The sequence below is a fragment of the Microbacterium sp. NPDC058389 genome, assembly GCF_042722305.1.
In the GTDB taxonomy this organism is placed as follows: domain Bacteria; phylum Actinomycetota; class Actinomycetes; order Actinomycetales; family Microbacteriaceae; genus Microbacterium.
This window is the reverse complement of record NZ_JBHXJQ010000001.1, coordinates 142,799-160,054: the sequence shown is the minus strand read 5'-3', so window position 1 is coordinate 160,054 and position 17,256 is coordinate 142,799. Positions and strand designations below refer to the sequence as shown.

Below are 17,256 nucleotides of genomic sequence, written 5' to 3'. Positions count from 1 at the left end.
GTGACGTGTCCCCGGACTACTTCTTCGCCTCGGCCGGCGCGACGTCGTCCGCCGACACGGTGTCGACGAGCTCGGGCACGAAGGTGCCGTCCTTCGCGACGAGCTTGGCCTGGTACATCTCCTGGATGAGGGCGTGGTCGCTCGCGCGGACCGTCATCGTGCCCTTCGGTCCTTCGAACTCGAAGCCCTCGAGCGACGAGACCATCGCGTCGACATCGCCCTTGCCCTCTTCGATGGCGTGGACGATCATGATCGCCGCGTTGAAGCCGTCGGGGCTGAACAGGTCGGGTGTGCCGCCTGCGTCCTCGATGGCCTTGACCATCGCCGTGTTGACGTCGTTGTCGGGCGCGCCCGGGAAGTAGTGGTTGAGGAAGCTGATCTTCTCGGACGCCTCACCGTAGGCGCCGAACGTCGCCGAGTCGCCGAGGCCGGTGACGACGGGGATCTCGTCCATCACGCCCTGCTGGCTCATCGCCTGCCACATGGCGCCTGACGTAGCGCCGGCCCATGCCACGAACACGAGGTCGGGCGCACCCGCGAGCACCTGCTGCGCGAAGGGCGTGAACTCGGTGGCGTCCTCGGCGACCAGCACCGAGTCGACCGTCGCGCCCTTGCCGCCGAGGATCGCCTGCACGGCGGCCACGTTGCCCTGGCCGAAGGCGTTGTCCTGGGCGAACACGGTCACCTTCTTGCCCTCGATGTCGTCGAGGAAGGTCCCCGCCGTCGCGACGTCCTGCGCGCTCTGGCGGCCGGAGCGGAAGGTGTAGTCGTTGATGCCGGTGATCGCGTCCGCCGCGGCAGGACCCGAGATGTAGAGCACCTTGTTCTGCGCCGCCTGCTCGGCGACGGCGAGTGCGACGCCCGACGACGCGGTGCCCGCGATGATGTTGACACCCTCGCCGATGAGCTCCTTGACGGCGGTGACGGCCTTGTCGGGGTCACCCGCGTCGTCGCGGTACTCGACGGTGATCTTCGTGCCGTCGATCTCGCCGCTGCCGTCGGTGGCGTAGTCGAGCCCGGCCTTGAAGGCGTCGAGGTACTGCTTGCCGTAGCCGGCGAGCGGACCGGACTCACTCGTGACGATGCCGACGGTGACCTCGGACGGACCGCCGCCGTCGGTCGCCTCGCCGGACGGCGTCTCCGCGGACGGTGCGCACGCCGCCAGGACGAGCGCTGCCGTGACGACCACGGAGCCCAGGAGCAACTTCTTCGTAACCCGCATGTGCGTGCCTTTCCCCATTGGAAGGATTTGGTGCATCGGATCCAAACATGAAAACCGATTCAGGTATTTGCAATCTAGGAACAAGGGCGCACGCGGTCAAGTCGGGCGGGGTGGCGTTACCGAATCGCGATACGAGGGCGGGCGGCATCCATCCATTGCATACCCTCGGTATATATCACTGGTATGCTTGTTCGACGTGACACACGATCAGGACATCGAGACCCTCATCGTCGCCGCGCACACGCTCACGCGACTCGCGGCGCTCGAGACAGCCAACGAGACCCCCGCCGCCCAGTGGCGCACCCTCACGATCCTCCGCGAACACGGCCCGCTGCGCGTCGGCGAGCTCGCCCGGCTCAGCCGGGTCACGCAGCCCGGCATGACCCGGCTGGTGGGGCAGATGGTCGAGCAGGGACTGCTGACGCGGGCGACGGATGCCGCCGACTCCCGTGCGACGGTCGTCGAGGCGACGCCGCTCGGCCTGGAGGCGCTCCACACGTGGCTGCTGCACCTGACGTCGGCCCTCGCGCCGCACTTCGACGACCTCACGGCCGACGAGTGGGACGCGCTGCGCACCACCGCACGGGTGCTCACGCGCAATCTGGACCGCGCCGCGGCCACCGCGGAGGTCGCCCCATGAGCGCGCACGGCTCCGCGAAGGTGTCGGTGTGGCGCCAGCCCGCACAGGTGTGGGCGGTGGCATTCGCGTGTGTCGTCGCCTTCATGGGCATCGGCCTCGTCGACCCGATCCTCCCGGCGATCGCCGAGTCGCTGGAGGCCACGCCGGTGCAGACCGAGCTCCTGTTCACGAGCTACCTGCTCGTCACGGGGTTGGCCATGCTCGTCACGAGCTGGATCTCCAGCCGCATCGGCGCCAAGGCGACGCTGCTCATCGGCCTCGGGCTCATCGTCGTGTTCGCCCTCGCGTGCTCGCTGTCGGGCAGCGTCGACGCGATCATCGGGTTCCGTGCCGGCTGGGGCCTCGGCAACGCGCTGTTCATCTCCACCGCGCTCGCGACCATCGTCGGCGCCGCTTCCGGCGGCAGCGGGGCGGCCATCGTGCTCTACGAGGCCGCACTCGGCCTCGGCATCGCGATCGGACCCCTGCTCGGCGGGCTCCTCGGCGAGATCAGCTGGCGCGGCCCGTTCTTCGGCGTCGTCGCACTCATGGCGATCGCGTTCGTCGCCGTGCTGGCGCTCCTGCGCGGGTCGGGCGAGAAGCCCGTGCCGGTGCCGCTGTCGGCCCCGTTCAAGGCGCTCCGCATCCCCTCCCTCGCCGTCCTCGCCGTGGCCGCCCTGTTCTACAACATCGGCTTCTTCGTCCTGCTGGCGTTCTCGCCGTTCCCGCTCGGCTTCGGCGCGATGGGCATCGGCTTCACGTTCTTCGGCTGGGGCGTGGCGCTGGCGATCACCAGCGTGTGGGTCGCGCCGTTCCTGCTGCGGTTCCTCCCCCGCACGACCGTCATGCTGCTGACGCTGCCGCTGCTCGCGGTCGACCTCGTGATCGCCGGAATCCTCGTCGAGAACCCGACCGCCCTCGTGGTGTGCATCATCGTCGGCGGCCTGCTCTTGGGGATCATGAACACCGTGCTGACCGAGTCGGTCATGGAGGCCACCGACCTGCCGCGCTCGGTCGCTTCGTCGTCGTACTCGGCGGTCCGCTTCCTCGGCGGCGCGGCCGCTCCGCCGCTGGCCGCGTGGCTGTGGCACGCGTACGGCGCGACCGTCCCGTACCTGTTCGCCGCGGCATCCATCCTCATCGCGACCGCGACGATCGCGATCGGCCGCCGTGCCCTCGCGCGCATCGATCTGCGCGAAGCGGACGCCGTCGAAGAGGCCGCTGCGGTGCTCGTGGGCGACGCCGCCTGAGCCGGCACGGTACGAGAGCCCCGGACCGAAGTGGTCCGGGGCTCTCGTGCCGGTCCGCCCCGATCGGTAGCGTCTGAGTCGTGGAACAGCAGCACGCCGAGGTGCTCGTGATCGGCGCCGGCCCTGCGGGACTGGCGGTGGCCGCCTGCCTGCGTCGCCGGGGCATCGCGCCGACGATCGTCGACGCCGGCGAGGAGGTCGGCGAGACGTGGCGGCGACGCTACGAGCGCCTGCATCTCCACACGCCCCGCGTCCAGTCCGCGCTGCCGGGCCTGCGCATGCCGCGCCGGTTCGGGCGCTGGGTCGCGAAGGACGACATGGCCCACTACCTGCGGGTCTACGCGCGCCTGCACGACCTGCGTCCGCGGTTCGGCGTCCGCGTACGGCGCCTCGAGCGCGCGGGAGCCGGCTGGCGCGCCCTCACCGACGACGGCACGATCACCGCGGACCAGGTCGTGCTCGCGACCGGCTTCAGCAGCATCGCGCTCGAACCCCGCTGGCCCGGCCAGGAGTCCTACCCGGGTGAGGTCGTGCACGCTTCCCGCTACCGCGACGCGGCGGCGTTCGCCGGGCGCAGGGTCCTCGTCGTCGGGGCGGGCAACTCGGGTGCCGAGATCGCCGCCGATCTGGCCGAGCAGGGAGCTGCGGAGGTGCGGCTGGCCATCCGGACAGCTCCCAACATCATCCCCCGGCAGCTGGGGCCGTTCCCGACGACGCTCCTCGCCGTGCCGATGGACTTCCTGCCGGCGTGGGCCACGGACCCGGTCAATCGCCTGCTGCAGCGGTTCGCGATCGGCGACCTGACGCGCTACGGCATGCCGGCTCCGCGCGCCGGCGTCGTCGCACAGGCGCGGGCGACAGCCGTGACGCCGACCATCGACGTGGGCCTCGTCGCGGCGCTGCGCGCCGGCCGCGTCACCCCCGTCGCCGCGCTCGACCGCTTCGAGGGCACGGCCGCCGTCCTTGCCGACGGCACCCGCGTCGACCCCGATGCCGTGATCGCCGCAACCGGATACTCGACCGGCCTCGTCCCGCTCGTCGGCCACCTCGGGATCCTCGACCGCCGCGGCGCGCCCGCGTCCACCGGCGGACGGACGCACCCGGACGCGCCCGGGCTGCGGTTCGTCGGCATCCGCAGTCCGCTGAAGGGACTCCTCCTGCAGATCAACCTCGACGCGCGGTCAGCCGCGAGATCTATCGCGAAGGAGCGCCGAGGCGGCCGCTGAAGCGTGCCGCGAACACGCGGAAGGGCGGTCCTTGCGGACCGCCCTTCGCTGTGGTGCACCCCCAGGGACTTGAACCCTGAACCCACTGATTAAGAGTCAGTTGCTCTGCCGATTGAGCTAGAGGTGCGTGTTTCGGATGACCCGAACACGAGGGACCACATTACATGAGGATTCGCCGGACGTGAAATCGGGGCGGGAACGCCCCGGGTATCCTGTATCCCGTGACCACCCGACCCTCCGCCCCGACGTTCGATGCGCCGTTCGATGGAGACCTCCGGGCCGACCTCGAACTGGCCATGAGGCTGGCCGACGCGGCGGATGCGGCATCCATGTCCCGTTTCGACGCCGCTGATCTCGATGTGAGCCTGAAGGCCGATGCGACCCACGTCACCGAGGCCGACCTCGCGACCGAGCGGGCGATCCGCGCGCTGCTGGAGGCCGAGCGTCCCGCAGACGGCGTGTTCGGCGAGGAGTACGGCGTCACGGGCGACTCGGCGCGCCAGTGGATCATCGACCCGATCGACGGCACCGCCAACTACCTCAAGGGCATCCCGATGTGGACGACCCTGATCGCGCTGTCGATCGACGGCGTCCCCCGCGTGGGCGTCGCCAGCCAGCCGGCGATCGGCCGTCGCTGGTGGGCGGCCAGCGGCCTCGGCGCCTGGACCGACGGCCCCATGGGCGAGCCGAAGCGCCTCGCCGTGTCAGATGTCGACACGATCGGCGCGTCGAGCGTGAGCTTCCAGAGCATCGGACAGTGGCGGGATGCCGGCAAGCTCGACGCCCTCGAGCGCCTCACCTCCTCGGTCTGGCGCGACCGCGGCTACGGCGACGCGTGGCCGTACATGCTCCTCGCCGAGGGCCGTCTGGAGCTCGTCGCCGAGTTCGACGTCAAGGAGTACGACATCGCCGCGCTCGTGCCCATCGTGACCGAAGCCGGCGGCCGCTTCACATCGTTCGACGGCGAAGACACCCTGTCGGCGCGTTCGTCCCTCGCCACCAACCGCGTGCTGCACGACGCGTACCTCGAACTTCTGCATCAGTCCTGATCCACCTCCCTTCCCCTCCCATCCCCCACGGAGACTCCCCCGATGCCTGCTACCCGCCTCCTCGGCACCGCCGCCGCTCTGGCGCTGTCCGCACTCGCGCTGACGGCCTGTTCCAGCAGCCCTGACGCCGCGCCCGAGCCGACATCCTCCTCGGCGCCGACCACGACCGCGCCCGAGCCGTCGGCATCGACCGCGCCGGAGCCCACGGCCGCGGCGGCCACGCCGACGTGCAAGACGCTCATCTCCGACAGCCTGGTGGCCGACTACGAGAAGATCGGCGTGACCTCGCAGGAGTCGCCGCTGTACATCGGCAGCCAGCAGATCGACGGCGGCATCCTGTGCATGTGGGCGAACTTCGACCAGCCCGCGGGCGACTCCGGCCAGATCTACGGCTGGGCGAAGATGACCGACGCCGAGGCCGAGGATGCGCAGAACGAGCTCCTCGCCGAGGGGTGGGTGCGCGAGGACGCCGCCGGCGGCGTGTACATCACCGAGAGCCACGACACGGCCCTCGTGACCGACGACCAGGGCTACGGAATGACGTACCTGTTCACCGACGGCCAGGTCACGGTCGCCGACACGAAGCAGGGTCTGCTCCTCATCGAGTGGCCGAAGGCCTGAGCCATGGCCGTCGGCGCGACGATGCACACGTTCACGGTGCAGCTGGCCGACGTCGATCGCGGCGTCTATGAGGATCTGTCGCTCCGCGTGGCGCGGCATCCCTCTGAGACCGACGCCTTCATGATGACGCGCGTCCTCGCCTACTGCCTCGAGTACGAAGTGGGCATCTCGTTCAGCGAGGGCATCTCGGCCACCGACGAGCCCGCCGTGCTGGTCCGCGACCTGACCGGTGCGCTGACCGCCTGGATCGAGGTGGGGGCTCCGGATGCCGCGCGCCTGCACTCCGGCAGCATGCAGGCGGCCCGGACCGTGGTGTACACCCACCGCGACCCGGCCAAGGTGGCGGCACCGTGGGCCGGCAAGCGCATCCACCGTGCGGACGAGATCCTGCTGCACGGCTTCGACCCCGGCTTCGTGGATGCCGCTGCGGCACTCGTGGAGCGTCGCAGCGCGATGACGCTGTCGGTGACCGAACGGCGGATCTACCTCGACCTGGGCGGCACGAGCCTGGAGAGCGACATCCACACGCGGACGGCCGGGTGACGCCGACCGCGCGGCGACGTCAGGCGGGAAGGAAGTTCTCGCGGGCGAGCGGCGCGATGTCGAGCCGCTCGGCCTCGGCGCGGCCGACCCAGCGCAGCTCTTCGATCTCGGCGGCGACCACCGGCTGCTGAGCGCCGATGTCGGCCGCGAACACGTCGGCCACCACGAGGAAGCCCGGCTCGTTCGCCGCGGCGGCGGTGAAGGAGCCGAGGGACTCCAGCTCGTCGGGCGCGACGCGGATGCCGAGTTCTTCGAGCAGCTCGCGCGCCAGCGTCTCGGCCGCCGACTCCCCGGGCTCGGGCTTGCCGCCGGGCTGCATGAACGCCGTCGTGCCCGCCTTGCGCACCAGCAGCAGCTCGCCCGCCCGGTTCACGATCACCGCGGCCGAGACGTGGATGCTGCGCACGGAGGTTCCAGGAAGGTTCGGGGTGCTCACCCTGGCACGCTAACAGGTGGCGTCCACCTCGTCCGGCGTAGAATCACGTGTGCCTCCCGAATCGCCCGTGCCCTCCGACCTGCCGCCGAGCGGCATCGACCCGGAAGACCTCGCCGTCGCCCTGCGGGTGCTCGACAGCATGGCGGGGATCGACGAGACCCATCCCGACTTCGTCGCGGTGCGGCGCGCGACCGCCAAGATGTTCAAGGCCGTCAAGCGTCACCGCCGGCGTGAGATCCGCGACGCGATCGCCGCCGCGGACAAGGCGGTCGTCGCGGCCACCGCCACGGGGGCGCCCGATCGCATCGACGACGAGACGCGCGGCATCCCGATCGCGTCCTCGACGACGGCACCCACGGCGGGCACCCTTCTCAAGGCCCGTGCCTGCTACATCTGCAAGCGGCCGTACACGGTGGTCGACGCGTTCTATCACCAGCTGTGCCCCGACTGCGCCGCCATGAGCCACGCCAAGCGCAACGCGCGGACCGACCTGACCGGCAAGCGGGCGCTGCTCACCGGCGGTCGGGCCAAGATCGGCATGTACATCGCCCTGCGCCTGCTGCGCGACGGCGCCCACACCACGATCACCACACGATTCCCGCGTGACGCCGTGCGCCGGTTCAGCAGCCTGCCCGACGCCCCCGAGTGGATCGACCGGCTCAAGATCGTCGGCATCGACCTGCGCGATCCCGCACAGGTCATCGGTCTCGCCGAGGACGTCGCCGCGGCCGGTCCCCTCGACATCCTCATCAACAACGCCACCCAGACGGTGCGCCGCTCCCCGGGCGCGTATCAGCCCCTCGTCGACGCCGAACTGGCGCCGCTGCCGAACGGGCCGCTGCCCGAGCTCGTCACGTTCGGGCACACGAACGACCGTCACCCGCAGGCGCTGGAGCGCTCGGTGACGGCGCACCCGATCCTCGCCGCGGCCGCTTCGCGCGCCGACGAGCTCACCGAGCAGGCCATGGCCGCCGGCTCCAGCTCGCTGGAGAGGCTTGCCGCAGGAACCGCGATCGACGCCGGCGGGCTCATCCCCGACCTCGACCACAGCAACTCGTGGGTGCAGCGCGTCGAAGAGGTCGACCCGCTCGAGATGCTCGAAGTGCAGCTCGCCAACACGACGGCGCCGTTCCTGCTCGTGTCCAAGCTGCGTCCGTCGATGGCCGCGTCGAACGCCCGGCGCACCTACATCGTCAACGTGAGCGCGATGGAAGGCGTGTTCAACCGCGGCTACAAGGGTCCGGGGCATCCCCACACCAACATGGCCAAGGCCGCGGTCAACATGCTGACCCGCACGAGCGCGCGCGAGATGTTCGAGACCGATCGGATCCTCATGACGAGCGTCGACACCGGCTGGATCACCGACGAGCGTCCGCACCCCACGAAGGTGCGCCTGGCCGAGGAGGGCTTCCACGCGCCGCTCGACCTCGTCGACGGCGCCGCCCGCGTGTACGACCCGATCGTGCGCGGCGAAGCCGGCGAGGACGTGTTCGGGGTGTTCCTCAAGGACTACTCCCCCGGCGCGTGGTGAACCTCCCAGAGCCGGGACGCCGCGTCGTCGTGCGGTACCTCCTCCCCACCGGGCAGGCGACCGACGCGCTGGGCGAGCTGCTGAGCGTGGATGCCGCGACCGTGGTCGTCGACGGCAAACGCGGTGTCGAACGCATCCCGCGCGGCGCGATCATCGCCGCGAAGGAGGTTCCGCCGCCACCACCGCCGCGGCGCACGCGCAGCGACCCGTCGACCTCCGCCTCCTAGCGCGTCCTGACCCGGTACGAGACGAGACGCTGGCGGCGCTGACGCGGAAGGCCCGCGCCGCGCTCAGCGCAGCCCGGGCCTTCTGCATCGCCACGATCAGCCGCGCGGCGGGTTCGCCGGCAGCCACTCCGCCAGCGTCGTGGTGAACACCTGCACCCCGGACACGGGCATCAGGGTGCGCTCCTCCATGCGCGCGCCGAAGTAGGGCGCGTCGGGATCGGTGAGCACCTCGCGGGGGTCGCCGCGGAACGTCAGCCCGCGCCGCACCATCTCGTCGAGCCCCATGACCTCCGGTCCCGCGATCTCGACGTCGGCGCCGAGAGGAGCGCCCGCCGCCGTGCGGGCGACCGCGGTGGCGACGTCCTCGGCGGCGATCGGCTGCACGAGGTTGTCGGGCAGGTGGATCGCCTCGTCCTTGCCCGAGACGGCCGCGATTCCGGTGATGAACTCGAAGAACTGCGTCGCGTGCACGAGCGAGTACGGGACGCCCGACTCTCGGATGAGCTGCTCCTGCGCGGCCTTCGCGGCGAAGTACGAGATCGTGTTCTGCCGGTCGGTGCCCACGACCGTGAGCGCCACGTGGTGGCCGACGCCGGCGGCCCGCTCGGCGGCGATGAGGTTCGCCGTCGACGTCGTGAAGAAGGCCATGACGTCGTCCGGGGCGAACGACGGCGAGTTCGACACGTCGACCACAACCTGGGCTCCCTCCAGCGCATCGGCGAGCCCTTCGCCCGTCAGCGTGTCGACGCCCGAGTTGGGCGAGGCCGCCAGTGCCTCGTGACCGTGCTCAGTGAGCTTCGCGACGACCTTCGAGCCGATCAGTCCGGAACCTCCGATGACGACGATCTTTGCCATGATGTGCCTTTCGTTGGAGAGCGCGCGTGCCGTGCTCGCCAGCTATGACCGGGCCGGAGCCGGATCTGTGACACGTTCAGCCGCAGCTCCACCGCGCGAGCTTGTCGGGGTTCAGCACGAGCCACGCTTCGAGGATCTGCCGGCCGCGCGCCCGGAAGCCGAGGATGCCCGTCACCGCGTCATCGCGGCAGACGACGACCCCCGGCATCCCGTTGACCGCGTCCACGCGCAGGCTCGTGCCGGACGCGAGCATCACGCCGGCGAGATACGACCCGACCTCGGTCGCCCCCTCCAACGCCGCCGCCGGAGCAGGGACGTTCCCGCCCCCGTCGACAGTCAGCACCACACCGGGGTTCAGCAGCCGTCTCAGCGCGCGCGCATCACCCGCTGCGCCGATCGCGACGAGGGCGTGCGCGACCCGATCGTGGTGCACGACGCTCGACCGCGCGCCTCGTGCCGAGCGGCGCAGCCACGATCCGCCGCCACGTCCGGTCACGCCCCGACCTGGGCGTGCACAAGCTTGTCGGGGCTCATCACCCACAGCAGCTGACGGATGCCGTCCTCGCCTGCGGTGACGGTCACGATCGTGGTGACCACGCCGTCTTCGGTGAGAGTCGCCGCGGGCTGTCCGTTGACCTCGATCCAGTCGATGCGCTTGCCGGTCCAGAAGTGACTCGAGAACGCCGCGACGAACTTCGCGACGCGGCTTCGGCCTGCGACGGGGATGCGGGCAGCGAGCTTCACGCCGTTGCCGTCCGTGTAGCTGATGACGTCCTCGGCGAACAGCCGTTCGAGGTCGCCCACGTCGCCCTTCTGGGCCGCGACGAGGAACGCCTCGAGCAGTCGCCGCTGCTCTGCGGCGGCGACCTCGGCCCGCCGCGCCGATTCGAGGTGCTTGCGGGCGCGGCTGACCAACTGGCGCGCACTGGCGACGCTCGTCGAGATGACCTCTGCGATCCGCTCGTACGGGTAGTCCAGCGCCTCGCGCAGGATGTACGCGGCCCGTTCGGTGGGGGTGAGCCTCTCCAGCATCAGCAGGATGGCGAACTGCAGCGCCTCGCCGCGCTCCGCACCGAGAGCGGGATCCGCGTCGGTGTTCACCGGTTCGGGCAGCCAGGGCCCGATGTACGTCTCGCGTCTCGCGTGCGCCGACTGCGTGGCGTTGATCGACAGCCGCGTCGCGATGGTCGCGAGGAACGCCGCCGGATCGTGGATGCCGTCACGATCGACGTTCTGCCAGCGGATCCACGTCTCCTGGACGATGTCCTCGGCGTCCGCCACGGTGCCGAGCATCCGGTACCCGATGCCGAAGATGCGCCGCCGGTGCTCGTCGAAGACGGCCACCGCCCGCGCCAGATCGTCGCGGCTGCTCGCCTGTTCCCTCACGTTCCCGGTTCCCATCGCCGGGCTCAGAGTACGCCCACGGCGGAGGTCAGCGCGGCCTCGCCCGCATGGCAGCCGGCCTGCCCCGGCGCCGGCAGCGTCGCGACGACGCGCGAGCCGATCAGTCCCGTTCCCCCGATGACAGCGCTCCTCATGTCGAACCCTCTCTGCTCATCGCACGCGGGAACGCGCGCGTCTCCAGCTCAGACCGGACAGCGCCCCCGGGTGTGACGAATGTCGCGAAGATCGACGGATTCCGCCCGATCGGTCACAGCGGGCCACCTGATCCGGTCTGTGCTGACAACACCGCACGACCCTCGAAAGGAACCGACATGTCCGAGCAGAAGCCCACCGTCGTCCTCGTCCACGGCGCATTCGCCGAGTCGTCCTCGTGGAACGGCGTCATCGCGCAGCTGCAGCAGCACGATGTCCGCGCCGTCGCGGTGGCGAATCCGCTGCGCAGTCTCGCCGGGGACGCCTCCTACGTCCGCGACGTGCTGGCGGCCCTGGAGGGCCCCATCATCCTGGTGGGCCACTCGTACGGCGGCCTGGTCATCACCGAGGCCGCCGCCGGCAACGACGCGGTCGTGGGCCTCGTCTACGTCGCGGCCTTCGTGCCCGAGCCGGGCCAGAGCGCTTTCGAGCTCTCCAACAGCGCCCCCGGAGGCACGCTCGGCGAAGCGCTGACCGCCTACCCGGTCGCGACCGGCGGCGATGAGTTCGCGATCCGTCCCGAGCTGTTCCACCACCAGTTCGCAGCCGACGTCCCCGCCGAGGTGGCGGCGCTCATGGCCGCCACGCAGCGACCGGTCACGCAGGCGGCGTTGTCGGAGGGACTGGGCACTCCGCAGCCCGCGTGGCGCGACATCCCGTCCTGGCACGTGTTCGGCGACCAGGACCTCAACATCCCGGTCGCTGTGCACCGGGCGGGGGCCGAGCGCGCTGCGTCGCGCGGCACACACGAGATCGCCGGCGCCTCCCACGCTCTCCCGGTGTCGCAGCCGGCGGCGGTCGCGGCGACGATCGCCGCGGCCGGCAAGGCCTACGTCGCGAGCCTCGCCGCGGTCTGAACGGACCGGCGGCGCTCCGGACGACGGTCCGGTCTCCGGGGCGCCGCCCCCATCGAGAGGCGAGAGATGAGCGAGCTGTTCGGGACCCCGCTGCGTTCCGTGGATGCCGGCGACCTGACCGTCGGGTACGTCGACGTCGGTGACCCGCACGCCGAGCCCGTCGTGCTGCTGCACGGCTTCCCCTACGACATCCACAGCTATGTCGACGTCGCACCGCTGCTGACCGACGCCGGCTATCGCGTGCTGGTGCCCTACCTGCGCGGGCACGGACCCACACGATTCCGGGATGCCGGCACGATGCGCTCCGGGCAGCAGGCCGCGCTCGGCAGCGACCTCCTCGCCTTCCTCGACGCGCTCGACCTCGAGCAGCCGATCCTGGCCGGCTACGACTGGGGCGGGCGGGCAGCGTGCGTGGTCGCAGCGCTGTGGCCCGAGCGTGTTGCGGGCCTGGTGTCGGTGAACGGGTATCTGATCCAGGACGTCGCGGCCGCCGGCATCCCCCTCCCCGCGGAGCGCGAGGCGGGGTTCTGGTACTTCTGGTACTTCGCGACCGATCGCGGGCGCCGCGGGCTCGCCGCCGACGCGAAGGGCGTCGCCGAGGTGATCAGGCGTCGCAACTCTCCGTCGCGTCCTTTCGACGGCGCCGCCCTCGACCGTGCGGCCCCGGCGTTCGACAATCCCGACTACGTGGATGCCGTCCTCCATTCGTACCGCCACCGCCTCGGAATGGCGGCCGGCGACCCCGCCTACGCAGAACTCGAGGAGCGACTGTCGACCCTGCCTGCCATACCCGTGCCCGCCATCACCCTGGACGGCACTGCCGACGGCAACTTCCCGGCGACGGACGGCTCCGCGCACGCGCGGTTCTTCACCGGTCCACGCGAGCACCGGCAGATCGCCGGTGCCGGGCACGAACTGCCGGCCGAGGCACCGCACGCGTTCGCCGAGGCCGTGCTGGGCGTCGCTGAGCCGCCGGGTGACGGCGCCGGGACGCCCTGACCGCGGGACGGTACGGTCGTAAGGTCGGCACGTCATCGACATCCGACGCGAACCGGCGCGCGAAAGGTCCCCCAGTGAAGCTCACACAGCTCGAGCAGTTCGTCGCCGTCGTCGACAACGGACTGCATGTCCCGCGTGCGGCGGAAGCGCTCGGGATGCCGCTGGCCGCGCTCTACTCGACCATCGAGAAGCTGGAGGCGGAGGTGGGGCATCCCCTCTTCACGCGCAGCAAGTCCGGCTGGTCGCTGACTGCACCCGGGGCACTGCTCCTCGACGAGGCGCGGCAGCGGATCGCGACCGCGCCCGCGCCGGCCGCGAAGCCCGCGGTCCCGGCGGGCGGCAAAGCCAAGGCGTCGAAGGGCAAGGGCCGCGCGCCGGTCGTGAAAGGCGAGCCGAAGCCGTTCAAGAAGCGTCAGGGGCGGTGACGCGGGTCGACCTCTAGAGTTCGGTGACGCGCCCGGCGTCCACACGCCAGTGGCGATCGAGCTGGACGGCGTCGAGCATCCGCCGGTCGTGCGTGACCAGCAGCAGCGTCCCCCGGTAGGACTCGAGCGCCTGCTCCAGCTGCTCGATCGCCGGCAGGTCGAGGTGGTTGGTGGGCTCGTCGAGCACCAGCACGTTCACACCACGCCCTTGGAGGAGGGCCAGAGCCGCGCGCGTGCGCTCGCCCGGCGAGAGCTCACCCACCGGTCGCCCGACGTGATCGGCCTTGAGGCCGAACTTGGCGAGCAGCGTCCGCACCTCGCCGGACTCCATCGACGGGACGAGCTCCTCGAACGCGGATGCCAGAGGCTGTGATCCGACGAGGAGCGATCGTGCCTGGTCGATCTCGCCGATCTCGACGTTCGCGCCGAGGCTCGCGGTTCCCGCGTCGGGCTCCTGCCTGCCCAGCAGCGCCCGCAGCAGCGTCGACTTGCCCGCACCGTTCGGGCCCGTGATGCCGATCCGCTCCCCCGCGTTCACCTGCAACGACAGCGGGCCCAGGGTGAACGTCCCCTGCTGCACGACGGCAGCGCTCAGAGTGGAGACCACCGTGCTCGACCGGGGCGCCGCCCCGATGGTGAACTCGAGCTGCCACTCCTTGCGCGGCTCCTCGACCTCTTCGAGCCGTGCGATGCGACTCTCCATCTGACGCACCTTCTGCGCCTGCTTCTCGCTGGACTCGGTCGCCGCCTTGCGACGGATCTTGTCGTTGTCGGGCGACTTCCTCATCGCGTTGCGCACACCCTGACTCGACCACTCCCGCTGCGTCCGCGCCCGCGCGACGAGGTCGGCCTTCTTGCCGGCGAACTCGTCGTACTTCTCGCGCGCATGACGCCGCACGGTCTCGCGCTCTTCGAGGTACGCGTCGTAGCCGCCCCCGAACACACGGTTCGAGTGCTGCGCGAGGTCGAGCTCCAGCACGCGCGTGACGCTGCGGGCGAGGAACTCGCGGTCGTGGCTGACCAGGACGACACCGCCCCGCAGTCCGCGCACGAAGGCTTCCAGCCGTTCGAGGCCGTCGAGGTCGAGGTCGTTGGTGGGTTCGTCCAGCAGCACGATGTCGAACCGCGAGAGCAGGAGCGCCGCCAGGCCGACGCGGGCCGCCTGGCCGCCCGACAGCGACAGCATGCTCGCCTGGTCTGCCGGGATGCCGCCGAGGTCCAGCCCCAGATCGGCCAGCACGACAGGGAGCCGCTCGTCGAGGTCGGCGGCGCCACTGGCCAGCCAGCGTTCGAGCGCCGCCGAATAGACGTCGGCGGGATCGGCAGCACCCGGCGGCGTCGGGTCGCTGAGCGCGGCGGCTGCGGCATCCATGTCTCTCGTCGCCTGCGCGCAGCCCGTCCGACGTGCGATGTAGTCCGCGACGGACTCGCCCTCGACGCGTTCGTGCTCCTGGGGCAGCCAGCCGACGAATGCGTCGGCGGGCGAGTAGGTCACGGAGCCGGCCTGCGGCTCGTCGATGCCCGCGAGCAGGCGCAGCAGCGTCGACTTTCCGGCGCCGTTCGCGCCGACGACCCCGACGACGTCGCCGGGGGCCACGGTCAGATCCAGCGAGTCGAAGAGCGTGCGGTGGCCGTACCCGCCGGCCAGCCCGCGGGCCACGAGTGTTGCGGTCATGGTTCGATTCTCTCAGCGCGCGCACCCGGGGTCGGCGCGGGGGCCCCTCGTGCGCGAGGATGACGGACGTGGAACACTTCGACACGATCGTCGTCGGCGCGGGTGTCGCCGGCCTCTCCGCCGCGAAGCTGCTGGCCGACGCCGGACGAAGAGTGGTGGTGCTCGAGGCGCGCGACCGCGTCGGCGGCCGCGTGGTCACGGATCGGACCGGCGGGGTCGCGACCGATCTGGGCGCCTCCTGGATCCACGGCGTGACGGACAGCCCGGTCGCCGCCGCAGCCAAAGCCTTCGGCATGCGCACCGTGGAGTTCACGGTCGGCGGCTACCAGCCCGACAGCCGCCCGATCGCGTACTACGGCCCCGACGGGACGAGATTGACGGATGCCGCCGCCCAGGGATTCATCGACGACATCGGAGCCGTCGACGCGGCGCTGGCCGATGTCGTCGCGGCCTCCGGCCCCGGCGACTCGTATCGCGACGTGACCGACCGGGCGCTGGCGTTGCAGGGCTGGGACGCCGCCCGCGAACAGCGGGTGCGCGAGTACCTGGAGCACCGCTCGGAGGAGCAGTACGGCGCGTGGATCGCGGATCTCGCCGCGCACGGCCTCGACGACGACTCGATCGACGGGGACGAGGTCGTGTTCCCCGACGGCTACGACCAGCTTCCGGTCCGGCTCGCTGACAGGCTGGACGTGCGGCTCGAGCATGTCGTGACCCGGGTCGACTGGTCCGAGGGCATGGTGACCATCACCACCGACCGAGGCGTGTTCACGGCCGACACCGCCGTGGTGACGGTGCCGGTGGGCGTGCTGCAGTCGGAGGACTTCGCCTTCGAACCGGCGCTTCCGGATCCGATCGCGGACGCTCTGGGACGACTGCGGATGAATGCGTTCGAGAAGGTCTTCCTGCGCTTTCCGACGAAGTTCTGGGACGACGACGTGTACGCGATCCGCCAGCAGGGCCCCGAGAGCGCATGGTGGCACTCCTGGTACGACCTCACGCCTCTGCACGGCGTGCCGACCCTGCTCACCTTCGCCGCGGGCCCGGCTGCCGTCGCGACCCGCGACCGGCCCAAGGAGGACGTCGTCGACTCGGTCCTCGCGCAGCTGCGCCGCCTGTACGGCGACCGCGTCGAACAGCCGACGCGCGTCGACATCACGGCGTGGCAGGACGACCCGTTCTCGCACGGCTCGTACGCCTACATGACGGTGGGCTCCACCACCGCCGACCACGACGCCCTGGCGACGCCGATCGGCGGCATCCTCCATCTCGCCGGCGAGGCGACCTGGACCGATGACCCCGCCACCGTCCCTGCGGCGATGTTCTCAGGCCACCGCGCCGCCTGCGCCGTGCTCGGCGCGCACATGCCGATCGAACGCCTCTGGGCTGCGGGCTGAGGCCCGAGCGGGCCGACCGCCGTCGAGCAGGCTCGCCGCCCTCGTCGAACCGCAGTTCGACGTCATATGCCGTTCACCGTGCGGGCCAGATGGCGCAGGTGCTCTTCGCGGTCGATCGGATCGTTGCCGAGACGCGCCCGCGTCGGAGGATCGCCGTGCGCCGCTCGGTCATCGTCCGGCCGGCTCGCTCGCGTCCGGCAGATCTCTTGTATCCCAAGGATTGGTGTACAAGACTGTTCCCATGTCTCCGGCATCCGTTCCCGACTCCGACCTGGAACGTTCGGTGTGCTTCGCGCTGTACAGCTCGATGCAGGCGACGCTCCAGCTGTACCGCGATCTGCTCGCACCATGGGGCCTCACATTCCAGCAGGTGCTGCTGCTGGCGGTGCTGTGGGAGCACGACGAGGTGACTCCGGGCGAGCTCGCAAACGCGCTGCATCTCGATTCGAGCAGCGTGTCGGGGCTCCTGTCCCGCATGGAGAAGGCGGATCTCGTGCGTCGCACTCACTCCGTGACCGACCGACGGGCCGTGCGCGTCTCCGCCACCGACAAGGCAATGAGGATCAAGGCGGAGCTGCAGCCCGTCGGCGCCTGCGTGGCCGATGCCCTCGAGATGGAGCGCTCAGAAGCCGAGGCGCTGATCGCGGCGCTGCACGCCTTGCGATCACGGGTCTCCACGTTCGACACCCGCGCCGCGCTCGCCGCCGCGGCGCACTGACACGCCCCGA

At 70.9% G+C, this 17,256-nt stretch carries 20 protein-coding genes and 1 tRNA gene; 13 read left to right on the top strand and 8 right to left on the bottom strand.

All coding sequences use genetic code 11. The features are described 5' to 3' along the window. Window positions 1-16: 16 nt before the first annotated feature. On the bottom strand, window positions 17-1,222 hold the full coding sequence (locus tag ACFWJ8_RS00885; protein WP_378807823.1) for a substrate-binding domain-containing protein: 1,206 nt from the start codon (window positions 1,220-1,222) through the stop codon (window positions 17-19). A gap of 196 nt (window positions 1,223-1,418) precedes the next feature. On the opposite strand from ACFWJ8_RS00885, the gene ACFWJ8_RS00880 reads away from it, so the two are divergent. The 3 genes from ACFWJ8_RS00880 (at window position 1,419) to ACFWJ8_RS00870 (ending at window position 4,317) form a co-directional block, all read left to right on the top strand. Beyond that, window positions 1,419-1,862 carry a MarR family winged helix-turn-helix transcriptional regulator gene (locus tag ACFWJ8_RS00880; RefSeq protein WP_378807820.1) on the top strand — a complete coding sequence of 148 codons (444 nt, stop codon included), beginning with the start codon at window positions 1,419-1,421 and terminating at the stop codon, window positions 1,860-1,862. Beyond that, window positions 1,859-3,091: an MFS transporter gene (locus ACFWJ8_RS00875; RefSeq protein WP_378807818.1), complete on the top strand. Its 1,233-nt coding sequence runs from the start codon at window positions 1,859-1,861 to the stop codon at window positions 3,089-3,091. The genes ACFWJ8_RS00880 and ACFWJ8_RS00875 overlap by 4 nt, the downstream gene beginning before the upstream one ends. 80 nt (window positions 3,092-3,171) lie before the next feature. Beyond that, a complete protein-coding gene (locus ACFWJ8_RS00870) occupies window positions 3,172-4,317 on the top strand; it encodes a flavin-containing monooxygenase (RefSeq protein ID WP_378807815.1) in 1,146 nt (381 codons plus the stop codon). A 51-nt stretch (window positions 4,318-4,368) separates the two neighbouring features. Here the strand turns inward: ACFWJ8_RS00870 and ACFWJ8_RS00865 are convergent. Next, window positions 4,369-4,444: transfer RNA gene (locus ACFWJ8_RS00865), tRNA-Lys, on the bottom strand. A 94-nt stretch (window positions 4,445-4,538) separates the two neighbouring features. Between ACFWJ8_RS00865 and ACFWJ8_RS00860 the strand changes: the two genes are divergently transcribed. Genes ACFWJ8_RS00860 through ACFWJ8_RS00850 form a run of 3 tightly spaced genes read left to right on the top strand, consistent with a single transcriptional unit; the run spans window position 4,539 to window position 6,530 of the window. Next, complete coding sequence (locus ACFWJ8_RS00860) at window positions 4,539-5,366, top strand: inositol monophosphatase family protein (RefSeq protein WP_378807813.1); 828 nt, start codon at window positions 4,539-4,541, stop codon at window positions 5,364-5,366. 42 nt (window positions 5,367-5,408) lie between these two features. After that, window positions 5,409-5,987: a hypothetical protein gene (locus tag ACFWJ8_RS00855; protein ID WP_378807811.1), complete on the top strand. Its 579-nt coding sequence runs from the start codon at window positions 5,409-5,411 to the stop codon at window positions 5,985-5,987. Between the two features lie 3 nt (window positions 5,988-5,990). Further along, entirely contained in the window at window positions 5,991-6,530 is a 540-nt protein-coding gene (locus tag ACFWJ8_RS00850) for a YaeQ family protein (RefSeq protein ID WP_378807809.1), read from the top strand. A 19-nt stretch (window positions 6,531-6,549) separates the two neighbouring features. Here the strand turns inward: ACFWJ8_RS00850 and ACFWJ8_RS00845 are convergent, their stop codons facing one another. After that, the gene (locus tag ACFWJ8_RS00845; RefSeq protein ID WP_378808642.1) at window positions 6,550-6,936 is read right to left on the bottom strand and encodes an NUDIX domain-containing protein; all 387 of its coding nucleotides are present in this window, start codon (window positions 6,934-6,936) and stop codon (window positions 6,550-6,552) included. A gap of 79 nt (window positions 6,937-7,015) precedes the next feature. Here ACFWJ8_RS00845 and ACFWJ8_RS00840 point away from each other — a divergent pair, with 79 nt between their 5' ends. Together ACFWJ8_RS00840 and ACFWJ8_RS00835 are read left to right on the top strand one after the other, a co-directional pair. Next, window positions 7,016-8,497: an SDR family NAD(P)-dependent oxidoreductase gene (locus ACFWJ8_RS00840; protein ID WP_378807806.1), complete on the top strand. Its 1,482-nt coding sequence runs from the start codon at window positions 7,016-7,018 to the stop codon at window positions 8,495-8,497. Further along, window positions 8,491-8,724 (top strand): hypothetical protein, encoded by a 234-nt coding sequence (locus ACFWJ8_RS00835; protein WP_378807803.1) that lies wholly within the window; start codon window positions 8,491-8,493, stop codon window positions 8,722-8,724. The genes ACFWJ8_RS00840 and ACFWJ8_RS00835 overlap by 7 nt, the downstream gene beginning before the upstream one ends. Window positions 8,725-8,820: 96 nt before the next feature. Here ACFWJ8_RS00835 and ACFWJ8_RS00830 read toward each other — a convergent pair whose 3' ends face one another. The 4 genes from ACFWJ8_RS00830 to ACFWJ8_RS00815 form a co-directional block, all read right to left on the bottom strand. Next, window positions 8,821-9,579 carry an SDR family oxidoreductase gene (locus ACFWJ8_RS00830; RefSeq protein WP_378807802.1) on the bottom strand — a complete coding sequence of 253 codons (759 nt, stop codon included), beginning with the start codon at window positions 9,577-9,579 and terminating at the stop codon, window positions 8,821-8,823. A 76-nt stretch (window positions 9,580-9,655) separates the two neighbouring features. Beyond that, a complete protein-coding gene (locus ACFWJ8_RS00825; protein WP_378807800.1) occupies window positions 9,656-10,075 on the bottom strand; it encodes a hypothetical protein in 420 nt (139 codons plus the stop codon). After that, window positions 10,072-10,965: an RNA polymerase sigma-70 factor gene (locus ACFWJ8_RS00820; RefSeq protein ID WP_378807798.1), complete on the bottom strand. Its 894-nt coding sequence runs from the start codon at window positions 10,963-10,965 to the stop codon at window positions 10,072-10,074. Before ACFWJ8_RS00820 ends, ACFWJ8_RS00825 begins: the two co-directional genes overlap by 4 nt. Before the next feature lie 23 nt (window positions 10,966-10,988). Further along, complete coding sequence (locus ACFWJ8_RS00815) at window positions 10,989-11,117, bottom strand: hypothetical protein (protein ID WP_378807796.1); 129 nt, start codon at window positions 11,115-11,117, stop codon at window positions 10,989-10,991. A 177-nt stretch (window positions 11,118-11,294) separates the two neighbouring features. Between ACFWJ8_RS00815 and ACFWJ8_RS00810 the strand changes: the two genes are divergently transcribed. The 3 genes from ACFWJ8_RS00810 (at window position 11,295) to ACFWJ8_RS00800 (ending at window position 13,456) form a co-directional block, all read left to right on the top strand. Then, complete coding sequence (locus ACFWJ8_RS00810; protein ID WP_378807795.1) at window positions 11,295-12,032, top strand: alpha/beta fold hydrolase; 738 nt, start codon at window positions 11,295-11,297, stop codon at window positions 12,030-12,032. A 66-nt stretch (window positions 12,033-12,098) separates the two neighbouring features. Next, window positions 12,099-13,031 (top strand): alpha/beta fold hydrolase, encoded by a 933-nt coding sequence (locus ACFWJ8_RS00805; RefSeq protein ID WP_378807793.1) that lies wholly within the window; start codon window positions 12,099-12,101, stop codon window positions 13,029-13,031. Window positions 13,032-13,105: 74 nt separating this feature from the next. Next, window positions 13,106-13,456: a LysR family transcriptional regulator gene (locus ACFWJ8_RS00800; RefSeq protein WP_378807792.1), complete on the top strand. Its 351-nt coding sequence runs from the start codon at window positions 13,106-13,108 to the stop codon at window positions 13,454-13,456. A gap of 13 nt (window positions 13,457-13,469) precedes the next feature. Here ACFWJ8_RS00800 and ACFWJ8_RS00795 read toward each other — a convergent pair whose 3' ends face one another. Further along, window positions 13,470-15,131, bottom strand: coding sequence for an ABC-F family ATP-binding cassette domain-containing protein (locus ACFWJ8_RS00795; protein WP_378807790.1), 1,662 nt, complete (start codon window positions 15,129-15,131; stop codon window positions 13,470-13,472). A 68-nt stretch (window positions 15,132-15,199) separates the two neighbouring features. Between ACFWJ8_RS00795 and ACFWJ8_RS00790 the strand changes: the two genes are divergently transcribed. Together ACFWJ8_RS00790 and ACFWJ8_RS00785 are read left to right on the top strand one after the other, a co-directional pair. Beyond that, the gene (locus ACFWJ8_RS00790; RefSeq protein WP_378807789.1) at window positions 15,200-16,528 is read left to right on the top strand and encodes a flavin monoamine oxidase family protein; all 1,329 of its coding nucleotides are present in this window, start codon (window positions 15,200-15,202) and stop codon (window positions 16,526-16,528) included. Between the two features lie 241 nt (window positions 16,529-16,769). Next, window positions 16,770-17,246 carry a MarR family winged helix-turn-helix transcriptional regulator gene (locus ACFWJ8_RS00785; protein WP_378807786.1) on the top strand — a complete coding sequence of 159 codons (477 nt, stop codon included), beginning with the start codon at window positions 16,770-16,772 and terminating at the stop codon, window positions 17,244-17,246. Window positions 17,247-17,256: the final 10 nt, after the last annotated feature.

Excerpts from the sequence above, each read along its gene's own strand:
- ACFWJ8_RS00810 (WP_378807795.1), top strand. The coding sequence starts at position 11,295 with ATGTCCGAGCAGAAGCCCACCGTCGTCCTCGTCCACGGCGCATTCGCC.
- ACFWJ8_RS00795 (WP_378807790.1), bottom strand. The coding sequence starts at position 15,131 with ATGACCGCAACACTCGTGGCCCGCGGGCTGGCCGGCGGGTACGGCCAC.
- ACFWJ8_RS00855 (WP_378807811.1), top strand. The coding sequence starts at position 5,409 with ATGCCTGCTACCCGCCTCCTCGGCACCGCCGCCGCTCTGGCGCTGTCC.
- ACFWJ8_RS00805 (WP_378807793.1), top strand. The coding sequence starts at position 12,099 with ATGAGCGAGCTGTTCGGGACCCCGCTGCGTTCCGTGGATGCCGGCGAC.
- ACFWJ8_RS00830 (WP_378807802.1), bottom strand. The coding sequence starts at position 9,579 with ATGGCAAAGATCGTCGTCATCGGAGGTTCCGGACTGATCGGCTCGAAG.
- ACFWJ8_RS00850 (WP_378807809.1), top strand. The coding sequence starts at position 5,991 with ATGGCCGTCGGCGCGACGATGCACACGTTCACGGTGCAGCTGGCCGAC.
- ACFWJ8_RS00885 (WP_378807823.1), bottom strand. The coding sequence starts at position 1,222 with ATGCGGGTTACGAAGAAGTTGCTCCTGGGCTCCGTGGTCGTCACGGCA.
- ACFWJ8_RS00875 (WP_378807818.1), top strand. The coding sequence starts at position 1,859 with ATGAGCGCGCACGGCTCCGCGAAGGTGTCGGTGTGGCGCCAGCCCGCA.
- ACFWJ8_RS00785 (WP_378807786.1), top strand. The coding sequence starts at position 16,770 with ATGTCTCCGGCATCCGTTCCCGACTCCGACCTGGAACGTTCGGTGTGC.
- ACFWJ8_RS00815 (WP_378807796.1), bottom strand. The coding sequence starts at position 11,117 with ATGAGGAGCGCTGTCATCGGGGGAACGGGACTGATCGGCTCGCGCGTC.